The following is a 14,119-nucleotide window of genomic DNA, read 5'->3' on the forward strand; positions in this document are numbered from 1 at the left end:
CCAAATTTAAAAAGAAATCCAGTAACTCTTAGAGTTACTGGATTTCTTTTTGTTCAAAGGAGAATAACTGATTTTTATCAATTAAGTAGAACTTTCTTTATTATCAGAGACTGGTTCAACCGCTGATTCTTCTGTATCCAGATGATAAATGGGTGAACCTTCACCGACCATATCTAGAGAAGCCATAAAATCCTTGTTTTGACGCAATTCCATTTCCTTTGGGTCCACATGTTCAGGTTTCATCGTCAAAAACTCCTCCATATAGGTTTTTAGAAATAGTATATGAAAGTTGTCAGAAAATAATTACGAACTTATAAATTGAAATGATATACTTTTAGTAATGATTTCCATAATTATCAAAAAGGAGTGTTTATATGTCGATGTCTTATGAGCAGGTTGTATGTGTACTCGAAGAATTTTCTGAGCTAAAAAGAAAAGAAAGCACCCAGAATCGTGCGACATATTATTATCCTAATAGTCCGATCCGCAGACAGAATGTGCTACAAGAACTTTATTTAACTGGCAATGGTTATTTGTATGTTGGCTATCTACCTGAATACCATGATCGAATGGATAAAAATAAGTTAATAAACATTAAAAAATTTTCGCAGCATGAATTTAAAAGCGTATTAGAAAAAGTATTACAATCATACCGAACTACATCGAAGGGATAACTACGTTAACAATGAAAGCATGCAACTTGAAATTTGAACCTTCATTAATCACCGACAACATAAATGGGATCAATTTAATATAAGAAGGAATTGGTAATCAGTTGTAGAATACCAATACAAAGAGTAATGGGGCGGGAACATTTAAGGAGGACGCAACTTTGAAAGATGATCAGAAATTGTTAACTACTGAACTTGTGCAAGGTCTAGGAGTCGTCAAAGATCATTCTGATGAGATGGAAGTTGAGGTATTAAGTGACTCATGGTATGAGGGGGCGGTGGGTTATGACACTAAGTTTCTTGGTGATAATTACGAACTCCCACATCCGACATTGCGGTGCGATATTGAACAAGATATTGCGCACTTAAAAGACGGGAGCAATGTGCTTCATTACACGCATTTTTCGATTGTTATGAGTAAGTCACGTCGTTTAGCGTATTATACCGTGGTAAATATTGATGGAAATCAATTGAAAAAGATTGGACGTAATGATAAATGGTATCTGGATCCGCGCATCGAAATAGAGTACCAGTGTGGTCCTGAATTATATATAAATAATCCACTTGATCGGGGACATCTTGTACGCAGGAACGATCCTAATTGGGGAGATGCAGCCAATAAGGCGAATAAGGATACGTTCCATTTTACAAATTGTGCTCCCCAGCACAGCAATCTTAATCAAAAAATCTGGTTGGATCTTGAGGATTATATTTTAGACAATGCTGAAAACTGGAATCTGAAAGTGACAGTGTTTACAGGGCCAGTTTTTAAAGCGAATGACATGATTTATAGAGGAGTTCAGATACCTGAAGAGTTCTGGAAAATTGCTATTATCGTTAAGGAAGATGGGAACCTATCCGCAACTGCTTATATGCAGACACAAAAAAATCTTATTGAGAATTTAGAATTTGCCTACGGTGAATATAAAACGTATCAAGTACCAATATCGAGAATTGAAGCGATTACAGGTCTGGATTTTGGTTGTTTGCGGAAACACGACCCAATCAAACAGTTAGAATCGATAGAAGGACATGTTATTGATGCGCCTGGGGATATAAAACTCTAATATTGTGGTAATTAGAATACAAGATTTAAGCCGATTCATTCCTTAGTACAAGGAATGAATCGGCTATTTGTATCGTTTAAATTCTCGAGGAATCGTTGCAAAAATAATTATGATAGTGTTTTTGGTATACTATCTTAAGTAATATCCACTAACAGTTATGGAGGCGTTTAGATTGAACAAAGGTGAAGAAAAAATATCTGCAAATATGCCAAAAGTCGAAGTAATGGATAGATATCTAGAATCAACTGGTCAGTTAAAAGGGAAAGAAATACGTGAAGCTATAAAGGACGTTTTTGGTGCGGATTTAAATTACATATCAGAAAAAAATTATGGTAGCAAGTTGTCTATTTACCATGTATCTGTAATGGAGAGTTTACGTATTTCATTAAGCGTTGATTGTAATTCAACTGAATTAGATGCTCAAATTATGGCTATGACAAAAAATGAAGTTATGGATCGCTTCATTGAGGTTCATGATTTTTCTCTTACAGGAGCTCAGATTAGAGTGTTAATCAATCAAATATTTGGTGTGAATTTGGATGGAATTTCTGGTTTAGAACATTTAAGTATATCTATTTATTCTAAAGGGCTATGGATATTACAAGGCGACACGGATTTATTTGTTGTTTCGTCTAGTCTTGATGATGTTGAACTTTATGTAGCTTCAACAGATTATTTGGAGAAAACTTCTGGGTCAAATCAGTTACCTGATTCTTTAAAACAAAAATTAACCAGCATTGGATTTAGTTATGACGCTGACCTAGATCAATTCGTTTATAGAAATCCTACAAATGAGTCTGTGCCAGATGCTTTTAAAGGGCAAGTTATCGGAAGTGTAGTGGGAACAGTAATGGAGTTTAATAAAAATAAATAAATTCATTCTTACTACAAAAGGACCGGGCGCACTTTGCCCGGTTTTTCTTAATGTCCTATAAATTTAAGTGAATGTTGTGTATTTCACAGTATTTATCTATACTTTACTTACACAAATTTTCTTTATCTGTCTAAAAATAACTGAATATTAAGAATTGTTAGAGGGAGGAAATATGAAACTAGGAGCATTTTCTGCAAGTCTAAGTGTAAAAGACATTCATAAATCAAAATCATTTTACGAAGACCTAGGATTTCAAGCCTTTGGAGGGGATATAAATCAAAACTGGCTTATTATGAAGAATGAAAGTTGCGTAATTGGCTTATTCCAAGGAATGTTTGAAAAGAACATACTGACTTTTAATCCAGGGTGGAATCAAAATGCCGACAAAGTCGATTCGTTTACGGACATTCGTGACCTTCAAAAGCAGCTTAAAGCAAAAGGAATCAAAATGCTGACTGAAGCAAATGAATCAAGTGAAGGGCCTGCAAGTTTTACAATTGAAGATCCAGATGGTAATCCTATTCTTGTGGATCAACACGTATGAAGAAGAGATAATAACTGTACAAAGAACTTCAAATGTATTGCATGATGCGACAGTAACTTAAAAAGTTAACAGGCCCCAGTGATATTATCTATCACCGGGGTCTGTCTATTTATTCATTTTACCTACAACATAAAATGTGATGACAGCGGTGGTTGCACTTAAAAAGGTTCCCCACATTAGGTCTACAACAGTAACGAAGATTGGCCATCCTTCTATTGTGGCAAGATTGGTTAAGTCGTATGTGGCATACGTAATTAAACCGAAGAAGCCACCTGCGAATAGAGCATGAGTCCAACTGTTTTTTTCTAAAGCAGGAAGAATAACAAAGAACAATAACCCGACTATATATAATAAGTAGAAAACACCTGCTGCGATCCAATTAACATCAGTCGCTAATAAAAAGCCAATTTGATCTTCGTACAATTTTGTAGAGATGAATGCGAGCCAAACAATGTCTACTAAGAAAAAGACCAATAAAGTGATACCGTAAATTTTTAGATTTTTCCCCATGTTAATCCCCCTCATCTCAATGATGAACTATCCAATTACAGAGATTTTAGCAGATTATTACCTAACATATCGACAAATAGAATTAAATGTAGCACATTGCGTTAGAGTAACATTGTTTTTTCAAAAATGTCTGAATGAAGAGGTTTGAAGAGAGACATTTTTAGTGAACCGCTCATTGGCATGGCGCTTCCACTCATAGTCGACAAGAATCCGCCGATAGCCGACAAAGACCCGTCTATAGAGTGTCACAAATAAATTCCCGATAACAAAAAATAAACAACTAGCGCGCTTTTCATTTATTGAACCAATACTGATGAGAAGAACTCTTTGTATAGTTCTTTCAATATTTTTGTTTCGTCTTGTTTAAGAACACCGAAAACAAGACTAACTTCAGAGGATCCTTGATTAATCATTTCGATATTGGCCCCAGTTCTGGAAATAGCAGCTGTGGCTCTTGCCGCCAAACCTGTTGCATTTCTCATGCCTTCACCCACTAGAACGACCATTGAGAAATTGCTTTGGATATTGACTTCATCTGCATGCAATTCTGTTTTTACACGATGGACAATGCGGTGTTCTATTTCAGTGTTTAACTGATGGCTACGCAAAATGACGGATATGTTATCGATTCCTGATGGAGTATGTTCAAAAGAAATTTTTTCATCTTCAAGAATTTCTAGCAGTTTTCGTCCAAATCCGATTTCACGATTCATTAAATATTTGCTGACAAAAAGTGTGGAGAACCCACTGTCTGCAGATATACCGGTAACTGGACGGAAGGAATGTTCTCGCTCTGCAACAATCATTGTTCCAGGAGCTAACGGGTTGTTTGTATTTTTTATGCAAACGGGAACGGACTCTTTAAAAGCAGGCATCAGTGCTTCGTCGTGAAGAACTGCGAATCCTGCGTATGACAACTCGCGCATTTCTCGGTATGTCATTTTATGAATTTCTTCAGGATTTTCAATAATCCTTGGATTGGCCACAAAGACACAATCAACATCTGTAAAGTTTTCATATAGTTCGGCTTTTACTGCAGCCGCTAAAATCGAGCCGGTAATATCTGAGCCACCGCGTTCAAATGTTCGCAGTTCACCTTTACTCGTATAGCCGAAGAATCCAGGAAAGACGGTAATCGTCGCCTTGTCCTTTAAAGCAGATAATCTGTTGTTGGATTCTGGTAGCGCCTGTACGCGTTGTGAAAAGTCAGTAACAAGCAAACCCGCATCTTTTGGATTTATGTATTCTGCGTGTAAGCCAATAGAAGTCAAATAGACAGCAACAAGCTTTGCTAAGTTATCTTCACCACTCGCTTTCAATTGATCGAAGAATAATCCAGGATTGCCCTTATCAGATTCAAGTCGGTTGCGCAGGTCCAATTCAATAATGTCTAGGATTGCCTGACCGAGGTCAAGACCAATTGCAATTTGAGCGTATCGATCGAGTACTTCACTCAAATAACCTTCGACATCTTCATTACAAAGTGCAGCTTGCGATAGACGGATAAGCATATCCGTTACTTTTACATCGTCGTCAAACCTTTTACCCGGAGCTGAAACCACGACAATTTTCCTTGAAGGGTCTGCTTTTAGAATGGCGGCTACTTTTTTTATTTGTTGTGCGCTTGCTACAGATGTTCCTCCAAATTTACAAACTTTCATCGTCATCAAGTCCCATCTATCTTTAATTGGTAAAGGGTTGTTTTTAATCATAGTATAATACTATAATGTACTTATGGAAAATACAATTGTTTTTTCAGGGCGTACATATACTCGGGGGGAATTATCAATGAAAAATGAAATTTCGATTGGATTATTAGGACTAGGAACAGTTGGAAGTGGAGTAGCGACAATCTTACAACAACACCAACAGGATCTGCATCACAAATTGGGTGTTCCAGTTTCCATTAAAAAGGTATTGATTAAAAATGAAAATAAGGAAAGATTCTCAACTTTAGATCCAAGCGTATTTACAACGAATGCCCAAGAGATATTGAACGACCCTTCTATTGATATCATTGTGGAAGTAATGGGTGGAATTGAAGAAGCGAAGCAAGCGATTGAACATGCTCTTCGTGCAGGTAAGCAAGTCGTGACAGCAAATAAAGATGTCATGGCCGAATATGGACACGAACTATTGAAGTTGGCAGATGCAAAAAAATGCGATTTATTCTATGAAGCTAGTGTTGCAGGGGGCATCCCGATTATTCGTACACTGGAAGATGGACTCGCATCAGATAGGATTTCGAGTTTGATGGGAATCGTAAACGGAACAACTAATTTCATTTTAACGAAAATGAAACAAGAAAATATGAGCTATGAAGTTGCTTTAGCAGAAGCAACGAGACTTGGTTACGCGGAAGCTGATCCATCAGCAGACGTCGATGGTGTAGATGCTGCAAGGAAAATGGTCATTTTATCTTCTCTGGCATTTTCAACAGAAGTTCATCTTAGTGATGTCTTAGTTAGAGGGATGAAAGAGATAAGAGACGGAGATATGGATCTAGCTGAAGGATTTGGCTATACAATGAAGATGGTTGGTTCATCGAAAAAAAATCAAGATGGCATCGAAGTGGCAGTGGAGCCAGTGTTCTTGGCGAATTCTCATTTGCTTGCCTCTGTAAACAATGAATTTAATGCCGTATACATATATGGAGATGCAGTGGGTGAAACGATGCTTTATGGACCAGGTGCAGGTTCTCTACCAACCGCAACTTCAGTCGTTTCAGACATTATCGCAGCATGCCGTAATTTGCTACTTGAAGTAAATGGTAAACGATTGCACGCGGCGCAGCATGATAGAGTCATCAAATCAGCAAATCATCGCTACGCGAAGTATTTCCATCGTTTACTTGTAAAAGATGAAGTAGGAGTTTTGTCTAATTTGACAGCCATTTACAGCAATCATAATGCTAGCCTTCAATCAGTTAAACAGCATCCAGCTGGAAATGAGGGTATGGCCGAAATTATTCTCCTGACACATTCAATTTCAAGACAGCAGCATTTGGACGTGATTGAAGACTTAAAAGATATAGCAAGTGTTATCAGCCATTACCGCATCGAGGGAGATGAGTCAGCATGAATTGGCCAGGATTGATTGAACAATATAAAGAATGGCTTCCGGTGACGGAAGATACTCCATCACTAACATTGCAGGAAGGCAATACACCGTTAGTTCATCTCGGGAAATTGTCTGAGAAATGGGGAATTGATCTTCATGTGAAATTAGAAGGTGCCAACCCAACTGGTTCTTTCAAAGACCGAGGCATGGTGATGGCAGTGGCGAAAGCGAAAGAAGAAGGGAAGTCCATTCTTATTTGCGCATCAACAGGTAATACTTCTGCGTCAGCTGCCGCATACGGAGCGAGAGCCGGTATGAGAACAATTGTGGTCATTCCAGAAGGCCGTATCGCACTCGGCAAACTTGCCCAAGCCAAAATGTATGGAGCAGAGATTCTAGCGATTAAAGGTAACTTTGACGAAGCACTTGAAATGGTTCGCGAAGTGGGCCAAGAAGATGGAATCGCTCTCGTTAATTCAGTCAATCCATATCGTTTAGAAGGACAAAAAACAATCGCCTTTGAAATTATAGATCAGCTGAATAAAGTGCCGGATGTTCTAGCTTTGCCTGTTGGAAACGCGGGGAATATTTCGGCTTCATGGAAAGGTTTTAGCGAATACGCATTAAAAAATAACACGAAACGCCCTTCCTTGCTGGGCGTTCAGGCGGCAGGTGCTGCTCCAATTGTTAATAATCGTATTGTGGAAAACCCTGAAACAATCGCAACAGCCATTCGAATCGGTAATCCAGCTAGCTGGAAACTCGCGCTAAAAGCACTCGAAGAATCAAACGGAACAATCTTGGCTGCAACGGATGAAGAAATTCTAGAAGCGTATCAACTGCTTGCTTCAACAGAAGGTATCTTTGCAGAACCAGCGTCATGTGCGTCAATTGCAGGAATCAAAAAGCAAGTGGAGAGCGGGAAGCTCAAAAAAGGATCGACAGTTGTGGCGATCTTAACAGGGAACGGTTTAAAAGATCCAGAAACTGCGATTTCAGTTAATGAACACAAAGCATTTCTCGTGCCTGAAGATATGGAAAGCTTTTGGGAGGATTTGAAAAAGGGTGTGAAGGCATGAGCTGGAAAGAATTTTCAGTAAGTGTTCCTGCATCGACTGCAAATCTTGGACCAGGATTTGATTCCATAGGATTGGCACTGGACCTTCACTTGTCGATTAGCGTGTCACCGGCACCTGAATGGCTAGTTGAGTATAGCGATGAAGGATATCAACATTTAACAAGTGGAATAGATAATTTAATCGTATCAACAGCCCTTGCAGTAGCCGAACAATTTAATTGTGCGCTGTCACCTGCAAAACTGAGCGTGGTAACGGATATTCCGCTTAGTAGAGGGCTCGGAAGTAGCGCCGCAGCTATTGCTGGAGGCATCGAAATAGCCGATCGTTTACTTGGGTTGGATTTGCCGATGACAGAAAAAGTGAAAATCGGTAGTGCAATGGAAGGACATCCCGATAATGTTTCGGCATCTTTTTTAGGTGGGCTGACGATTTCCTATTTTGATGGAAATGAGCTTGAAGTCATTCATGTGCCTCAAGTGGAAATTGGCGTGGTTATCCTAGTTCCACCGACAGAATTTCTCACAACAGAGTCGAGAGGACTGTTGCCTCAATCGCTCGAGCATCGTGTTGCGACACGAGGAAGTGCAGCGGGAAATGTATTATCTGCAGCGCTGGCGAGTGGCGACTGGGAAACCGCTGGACGCTTAATGGAAAAAGATACGTTTCATGAACCATACCGCAAGAATAAGTTTCCAGATTTTGAAGCCATTCGTCAGGCATGTAAGGACGCGGGGGCTTTCGGTTCGACAATTAGTGGAGCTGGACCATCTCTTTTTATTGCAACGAAAAATGGGGATGAAGAAGGAGTGGCGACTCGGTTGAGAAGCCAGTTCCCTCACTACGAAAGTGTCGTATTGAAGCCTTCATCGGTGGGAATACAATCCAGAGAAACGGTAATTTGATTTCATGCAAAAAAGCTCAGAAAAAATTCTTCTGGGCTTTTTTCATCTGTATTAAGTAAAGGGACGTAATTTTGATCCGCGAGGTTAACTGTTCAGTACTTTTTGTGTAAACGCCTTTACATCAAGTGCGGTATCTTCACGTTTCACATCTTCTAACATGACATTTCGGAAATATGCCACACTAGCTGGCAATGGCAAGTTCAATAATTTTGTTAAAGCTTCTTGATACATTAGCACAAATTCCGGATCGGTATTACCGCGTTTTAATTCTGAAAAGGACTCATAAAACTGGTCTAGTTTATCAGCGAATTCTAATAGACGACCTTCGATGGAAGCATCTTTTCCTTCCTTCATACGGTCAAAGAAGATAGATTGAAATTCAGCGGGAATCTCTTCCACAATAAATTTTTCCATCATTTTTTCTTCTACGTGCGCAATCATTTGCTTAAGTTCGGGAGATGCATGTTTGACAGGTGTTTTAATGTCTCCAATAAACACTTCCGCAAAATCGTGGTTGATGGTTTTTTCATAAAGGGATTTCCAGTTGATGATTTCCCCATTTCTTTCTTCTATGGTTGCAAAAAACATGGCGTATTGAGAAACCTTCCAACTATGCGCAGCCACATTATGTTCCTCAAACTTAAATTTACCAGGACAACGGATAATTCGTTCTAAGTCATTCATGCTCGTGAAAAATCTATGGATACCCATGAAGTATTTTCCCCTTTTAGTGTCATATTTTAATGTATGTCTGTGTTATGAATATTGTTGGTTGATCAAAAAAGATTGTCTGCAAAACTAAATTGCTGTTTATCGTATACTTGCGCTAGGCGCAAATACACTATGGTGTTTGTTGTTAAAAATCAACAGCATTCTATATTAGCAAGTCTTTAGATTACATATACAACCTGGGGTGATTTCTATGTATGAAACAGTAAACAAAATAAGAATCTCACCTATACCAAATAGTGACTGGGCAAGGTTAGTAACAATTTTACTTTGAGATGACTATATTATTTTCTTTCTAATTGTTCTTGAGCCAACTTTACCATCTCTTTCACCATGTTGCCACCAATGGGACCGCCAATTTTTCCTGCCTGTTCGGATGTGAAGTTACCGTTATACTCCTTATTAAAGGGAATCCCGAGTTCATTGGCAATTTCGTATTTAACATCTTCACCTGGAACTGAATTCAAACCGTATCCTTGAGCTTCCATAACTTGGCTCTTAATTGATTCAAAGCTTGTCTCGTTTCGGGAACTAAAATTTTATTGTTTTTAGTCATAATCAATTTACCTCGTTCAGACAGTATTTCCTGAAAGTAGAATAGCATGCTTGTTTAAAGCGGTCGATTGTTAGAAAATATCCCGAAATGTCCTTTGTTAATTACCATAAAGTGGGTTTCGTGATAAGGTTGTATAAATAATTGTTGGAATTGAGGGGAAGAGTTTGGAGTTGAAATATAAAGATAATGTTCAATTTAAAATTACAGGAAGTATATGGCTGTTAGTTTCTTTATTGTACATTGGTTTATTGGTATTTATAGTTACTAGTAATATGGGTGGATTTAAAATAATAATGAGCCCTTTTCTAATTTTATTAATTGTAGCAAGTTCAGTGTTGGCTGTGTTTAATTTTAAAATACCGACTATCGATTATGTGAGAGTGAATGAACATACTCTTTCTACTTTTCGAAGTTTGGCTTTGAAAAGGAAAGAAATAAAACTATCAGAAGTTGAACAGGGTAGAGTCGTGGGAAATAAATTGATTTTAATATTACATAATGAGAAAGAATTTGAGATAAGCTTGAAAAACTTAACAATCAAAGACTCTGAAAAGCTAATTGTAAAGTTAAAAAAGTCCTTCTTAATTAGTTAACAAAATAAAACTCATCCCCTAGTACCATTGGAGGATGAGTTTTATTATTTTGATCTATTTTACTACTGGTTGCTCAATTGGTGTTGCATAGTCAAAATCGATTTCATTTAAACCGTCGATTTCAATTTTACCTTTTTTTCCAGACAAAGAACTTGTTGATGAAAGTTCAACCGTTAATATTGTGCGATCAGCCGATAGAGATGTGCCTACAAATTCTAATGCTTTATAAGAACCATTATTGTAGTAAGCATCGATATAGAACATTTCAGCAAGTTCTTCAGCTGTAATTCCTTCAGGTGAAACTTCTTCCATTGTAATTTCAATTGTCGTTGGGTTCAAAATTTTTGCTGATTCAGCAAATGGAGTGAAGCTGAAGAAAAAGATCGAATTGTATAGAAGGTTCGCGAATTCACCGCGCTTAATTTTGTCATTCGTACCAAATGTAGTTGGTGATTTGCCGCTAGTAATCCCAGAACCATATAAAGCTTCAATATGAGTTGTGAATACGCCAGATACATCAGTGAATGGTGTTTCTTCAGCAAATTCTTCAAGGCCAAAACCAAGATTTAAGAATTTAGCCATTGCACCGCGAGTTAACAAAAGATCAGGACCAAATGTATCTTTTGTTATTCCAGAAACAATGCCTTCTTCAGTTAGGGCATTTACTGCACCTTTAACACGTGCGTTTAAATCAGTAAAGCCTGCAGATTTAGCATTCTCTGTATCAAGTCCAAGAGTATTTGCTAGGATGACTGCAGCATCTCCTCTTGTCAGATTTAAATTTGTTCCAAATGAAGTCGGTGTTTTCCCATTAATTATTTCAAATTCATATAAGAAGCTTACTGCTTCTTCATAGTTTGAGTTTACATCAGTAAATTGATGTTCCGCAGCTGAGGCAGAAGGTATGATAGCCGATATCGCTAAAATTGCTACTAAACTAGTAGCGAAAAGTTTTTTAACACTTGTAAACATTGATTATTCCTCCTATAAATGGGTAGAGCTATAATTTTAGTACATCTAAATTTACCATGGATAGATTTGTATAAATACAGGTAAAAAGAGGTAAATGGAAATAGAGTCAAAAGTATTGTTAAATTGACAAAATAAGGAAGGTGAAACACTTAAAAAATGCTGCTCTCAGAAGAGAACAGCATTACATTTCATGGTATTATTTTTTCTTTTTAGAAGTCAAACGGTTCAGTGCGATTGCACCTGCAAGTACGCCGATAGCAGTGTTAGTGCGTTTATTGAAGACTTGCTTTACAACAAGGTTCAAGTTTTGTGGGCGTTCTGCTAATCTTCTCATAAAGTATGCGTACCAGTCGTCGCCGAAAGGAACGTATGTGCAGAAATTATAGCCTTGTTTAGCTAAATCAATTTGCATATCTTTACGGAAACCATAAAGCATTTGGAACTCGAATTTATCGTTTGGAATTTCATTTTCTGCGACAAATTTCTTCACATGGTTGATTATGTGATGATCGTGGGTTGCGATTGAAGTGAATTTACCATTAAGTAAATGATACTCAATTAGTTTGATGAAGTTTGCATCAATTTCTTCTTTCGTTTGAAATGCAACTTCAATCGGCTCTTTATATGCGCCTTTAACAATGCGTAAACGTAAATGTTTATATTTTTCGATGTCGTCTTCCGCTCTATCGAAGTATGCTTGAATTACTGTACCAACATTGTTGTATTCTTTTAAAAGAGTATCCATTAAATCAAATGAAGGTTGTAAATGTCCGTAATCTTCCATATCAATATTGATATGCATATCGTATTTACTTGCAGCAGCTACGATTTCGAGTAAGTTTTCATAGCAGAAATCATAATCAATATCTAGACCAATTTGAGTAGGCTTTAATGAAATATGAGCGTCCACACCATTTGTATGAATAGCTTCTATCACTTCAAGAATACTGTTTTTGGCTTTTAATGCTTCAGATCTTTCAATCACGAATTCACCTAAGTTATCAACGGTAGCACTAATGCCTTTAGCATTCAATTCACGAATACTCTTAATTGTATCTTCGACATTTGTTCCAGCTACTACTGTTTGTGCACCTAACTTCAAACCGTATTTTTTTGCTGCACTAGTCAACAATTGGTTTTTTGATAAAGCCATAAATACATCTTTTAACATGATTATTCCTCCTGAAAGTGTTTCATTCTATGTTATCTTACATCGTGCGTAAATAGTAAGCATCACTAATAGTATCATGTGAATCATGACTACATTTTATTATAATTCTTTTTAACGAACATGCCTACTAAATGAGGTAAGAATGTACGGGAATTGTTTCATTAAAGTGTCATTATTCCCATTGCAGGTGTGTATCTATTCTAAAATAAGAACGATTTCAGAAAGTACTGAATTCTCCTTGCGTAATAAAGGGATATTTTTCAAATTTTTATTAGCAGAATGGTAAAATGATGCAAATTTTTATACGTTGTATAATAGAAATATCTCTAATTTAAAGGTTCTAGCATACCTAATAGTGAATAATACAAGATAGAAATTACATATTTGAAGGAGGAGTTAGATGATTTATTCAAAATTAGGGTTTAGTGGCTTACATGTTTCAAACTTGAGTCTTGGTACTATGGCATTCGGAAGATGGATTGATGAAAAAGCTTCTGTTCAAATTTTTGATACGGCACTTGATGTAGGGATTAACTTAATTGATACAGCTAATTTTTATGGCAAAGGTCAAGATGAACAATTTTTATATGGAACTGGAGAATCTGAAGAGATTATTGGTCGGGCATTAAAAGGACGAAGAGATAAAGTTGTGTTGGCCACAAAAGTAGGCTTGCCTATGGGGAAAGATATCAATGATGCCGGACTGTCGAAGTTTCATATCATGCGTGAGGTAGAGAATTCCTTACAAAGACTTCAAACAGATTACATTGATCTTTATCAAGTCCACCGTTTTGATGATCAAACACCTCTAGAAGAAACTTTGTCTACTTTGACATCGTTGGTTAACCAAGGGAAGGTTCGTTATATAGGTTGTTCCAATTATGCTGCTTGGCAGATAGCTAAAGCAAACGGAATCAGTAATTTGCATGGGCTTGAGCACTTTGTTTCATCTCAATCTCAATATAATTTATTGTCACGTGAATTGGAAGAGGAAGTAGTACCGTATTGTGTATCTGAAAAAGTGGGGCTCCTCGTATATAGTCCTATGGCTCGAGGGATGTTATCTGGAAAATATACTTCGCACAACGACGTTCCAGAGGGAAGTCGAGCAGCACGAGGTGAAAAGCTTATTCAGAATTATTTCAAGGATGAAAATTTCGGGAGAGTTGAAGCATACAAACAGGTTGCAGTAGAACATGATGTGAACTTATCTCAGTTTTCTTTAGCTTGGATACTTAATCAACCAGCGGTTACGTCGGCTATTATTGGTGCAAGCAAACCTCACCATGTTACTGATGCAGCTCAAATAAGCGATTGGATTTGGTCTGATGAACTGAAGCAACGAGTAAATATTTTATAAATAGACTCCTTTCGTAAGCAGATATCTTGAT

Annotated in this window: 16 protein-coding genes; 9 read left to right on the forward strand and 7 right to left on the reverse strand. The window is 37.4% G+C overall.

Features of this window, described 5'->3' with window-relative positions:
- Positions 1–81: 81 nt before the first annotated feature.
- Positions 82–243, reverse strand: a complete 162-nt coding sequence (locus ACFPYN_RS15520; RefSeq protein ID WP_377735405.1) for a hypothetical protein — start codon at positions 241–243, stop codon at positions 82–84.
- A gap of 131 nt (positions 244–374) precedes the next feature.
- On the opposite strand from ACFPYN_RS15520, the gene ACFPYN_RS15525 reads away from it, so the two are divergent.
- The 4 genes from ACFPYN_RS15525 to ACFPYN_RS15540 all read left to right on the forward strand — a co-directional run bounded on the left by ACFPYN_RS15525 (position 375) and on the right by ACFPYN_RS15540 (position 3,156).
- The gene (locus tag ACFPYN_RS15525; RefSeq protein WP_377735406.1) at positions 375–674 is read left to right on the forward strand and encodes a hypothetical protein; all 300 of its coding nucleotides are present in this window, start codon (positions 375–377) and stop codon (positions 672–674) included.
- Between the two features lie 158 nt (positions 675–832).
- Positions 833–1,738, forward strand: coding sequence for a DNA/RNA non-specific endonuclease (locus ACFPYN_RS15530; RefSeq protein ID WP_377735408.1), 906 nt, complete (start codon positions 833–835; stop codon positions 1,736–1,738).
- Positions 1,739–1,910: 172 nt separating this feature from the next.
- A complete protein-coding gene (locus tag ACFPYN_RS15535) occupies positions 1,911–2,612 on the forward strand; it encodes a hypothetical protein (protein ID WP_377735409.1) in 702 nt (233 codons plus the stop codon).
- Positions 2,613–2,784: 172 nt separating this feature from the next.
- Positions 2,785–3,156, forward strand: coding sequence for a VOC family protein (locus tag ACFPYN_RS15540; RefSeq protein WP_377735410.1), 372 nt, complete (start codon positions 2,785–2,787; stop codon positions 3,154–3,156).
- A gap of 105 nt (positions 3,157–3,261) precedes the next feature.
- Here the strand turns inward: ACFPYN_RS15540 and ACFPYN_RS15545 are convergent, their stop codons facing one another.
- Both ACFPYN_RS15545 and ACFPYN_RS15550 read right to left on the reverse strand, forming a co-directional pair.
- Positions 3,262–3,666 (reverse strand): DUF2177 family protein, encoded by a 405-nt coding sequence (locus ACFPYN_RS15545; RefSeq protein ID WP_377735412.1) that lies wholly within the window; start codon positions 3,664–3,666, stop codon positions 3,262–3,264.
- A 296-nt stretch (positions 3,667–3,962) separates the two neighbouring features.
- Positions 3,963–5,327, reverse strand: coding sequence for an aspartate kinase (locus ACFPYN_RS15550; RefSeq protein ID WP_377735866.1), 1,365 nt, complete (start codon positions 5,325–5,327; stop codon positions 3,963–3,965).
- A 127-nt stretch (positions 5,328–5,454) separates the two neighbouring features.
- On the opposite strand from ACFPYN_RS15550, the gene ACFPYN_RS15555 reads away from it, so the two are divergent.
- The 3 genes from ACFPYN_RS15555 to thrB are packed head-to-tail and all read left to right on the forward strand — an operon-like array spanning position 5,455 to position 8,707.
- Positions 5,455–6,747 carry a homoserine dehydrogenase gene (locus ACFPYN_RS15555; RefSeq protein ID WP_377735413.1) on the forward strand — a complete coding sequence of 431 codons (1,293 nt, stop codon included), beginning with the start codon at positions 5,455–5,457 and terminating at the stop codon, positions 6,745–6,747.
- On the forward strand, positions 6,744–7,805 hold the full coding sequence (gene thrC, locus ACFPYN_RS15560) for a threonine synthase (protein ID WP_377735415.1): 1,062 nt from the start codon (positions 6,744–6,746) through the stop codon (positions 7,803–7,805). The genes ACFPYN_RS15555 and thrC overlap by 4 nt, the downstream gene beginning before the upstream one ends.
- A complete protein-coding gene (gene thrB / locus ACFPYN_RS15565) occupies positions 7,802–8,707 on the forward strand; it encodes a homoserine kinase (RefSeq protein ID WP_377735417.1) in 906 nt (301 codons plus the stop codon). The genes thrC and thrB overlap by 4 nt, the downstream gene beginning before the upstream one ends.
- Before the next feature lie 84 nt (positions 8,708–8,791).
- Here thrB and ACFPYN_RS15570 read toward each other — a convergent pair whose 3' ends face one another.
- Together ACFPYN_RS15570 and ACFPYN_RS15575 are read right to left on the reverse strand one after the other, a co-directional pair.
- Positions 8,792–9,418, reverse strand: coding sequence for a YfbR-like 5'-deoxynucleotidase (locus ACFPYN_RS15570; protein WP_377735418.1), 627 nt, complete (start codon positions 9,416–9,418; stop codon positions 8,792–8,794).
- Between the two features lie 302 nt (positions 9,419–9,720).
- A complete protein-coding gene (locus ACFPYN_RS15575) occupies positions 9,721–9,924 on the reverse strand; it encodes an alpha/beta-type small acid-soluble spore protein (RefSeq protein ID WP_377735419.1) in 204 nt (67 codons plus the stop codon).
- Between the two features lie 238 nt (positions 9,925–10,162).
- Between ACFPYN_RS15575 and ACFPYN_RS15580 the strand changes: the two genes are divergently transcribed.
- Positions 10,163–10,585, forward strand: a complete 423-nt coding sequence (locus ACFPYN_RS15580) for a hypothetical protein (protein ID WP_377735420.1) — start codon at positions 10,163–10,165, stop codon at positions 10,583–10,585.
- A 54-nt stretch (positions 10,586–10,639) separates the two neighbouring features.
- Here ACFPYN_RS15580 and ACFPYN_RS15585 read toward each other — a convergent pair whose 3' ends face one another.
- Positions 10,640–11,557 carry an S-layer homology domain-containing protein gene (locus ACFPYN_RS15585; protein ID WP_377735422.1) on the reverse strand — a complete coding sequence of 306 codons (918 nt, stop codon included), beginning with the start codon at positions 11,555–11,557 and terminating at the stop codon, positions 10,640–10,642.
- A gap of 196 nt (positions 11,558–11,753) precedes the next feature.
- Positions 11,754–12,728: a proline dehydrogenase family protein gene (locus ACFPYN_RS15590; protein ID WP_377735423.1), complete on the reverse strand. Its 975-nt coding sequence runs from the start codon at positions 12,726–12,728 to the stop codon at positions 11,754–11,756.
- Between the two features lie 400 nt (positions 12,729–13,128).
- Here ACFPYN_RS15590 and ACFPYN_RS15595 point away from each other — a divergent pair, with 400 nt between their 5' ends.
- Positions 13,129–14,088 (forward strand): aldo/keto reductase, encoded by a 960-nt coding sequence (locus ACFPYN_RS15595; RefSeq protein ID WP_377735425.1) that lies wholly within the window; start codon positions 13,129–13,131, stop codon positions 14,086–14,088.
- Positions 14,089–14,119: the final 31 nt, after the last annotated feature.

This window comes from Paenisporosarcina macmurdoensis (assembly GCF_042658845.1).
GTDB lineage: Bacteria > Bacillota > Bacilli > Bacillales_A > Planococcaceae > Paenisporosarcina > Paenisporosarcina macmurdoensis.

Bases quoted from the DNA above. Each gene is read 5' to 3' on its own strand.
- ACFPYN_RS15520 (WP_377735405.1), bottom strand. From the start codon at position 243: ATGAAACCTGAACATGTGGACCCAAAGGAAATGGAATTGCGTCAAAAC.
- ACFPYN_RS15525 (WP_377735406.1), top strand. From the start codon at position 375: ATGTCGATGTCTTATGAGCAGGTTGTATGTGTACTCGAAGAATTTTCT.
- ACFPYN_RS15540 (WP_377735410.1), top strand. From the start codon at position 2,785: ATGAAACTAGGAGCATTTTCTGCAAGTCTAAGTGTAAAAGACATTCAT.
- ACFPYN_RS15545 (WP_377735412.1), bottom strand. From the start codon at position 3,666: ATGGGGAAAAATCTAAAAATTTACGGTATCACTTTATTGGTCTTTTTC.
- ACFPYN_RS15550 (WP_377735866.1), bottom strand. From the start codon at position 5,327: ATGAAAGTTTGTAAATTTGGAGGAACATCTGTAGCAAGCGCACAACAA.
- ACFPYN_RS15555 (WP_377735413.1), top strand. From the start codon at position 5,455: ATGAAAAATGAAATTTCGATTGGATTATTAGGACTAGGAACAGTTGGA.
- thrC (WP_377735415.1), top strand. From the start codon at position 6,744: ATGAATTGGCCAGGATTGATTGAACAATATAAAGAATGGCTTCCGGTG.
- thrB (WP_377735417.1), top strand. From the start codon at position 7,802: ATGAGCTGGAAAGAATTTTCAGTAAGTGTTCCTGCATCGACTGCAAAT.
- ACFPYN_RS15570 (WP_377735418.1), bottom strand. From the start codon at position 9,418: ATGGGTATCCATAGATTTTTCACGAGCATGAATGACTTAGAACGAATT.
- ACFPYN_RS15575 (WP_377735419.1), bottom strand. From the start codon at position 9,924: ATGGAAGCTCAAGGATACGGTTTGAATTCAGTTCCAGGTGAAGATGTT.
- ACFPYN_RS15585 (WP_377735422.1), bottom strand. From the start codon at position 11,557: ATGTTTACAAGTGTTAAAAAACTTTTCGCTACTAGTTTAGTAGCAATT.
- ACFPYN_RS15590 (WP_377735423.1), bottom strand. From the start codon at position 12,728: ATGTTAAAAGATGTATTTATGGCTTTATCAAAAAACCAATTGTTGACT.
- ACFPYN_RS15595 (WP_377735425.1), top strand. From the start codon at position 13,129: ATGATTTATTCAAAATTAGGGTTTAGTGGCTTACATGTTTCAAACTTG.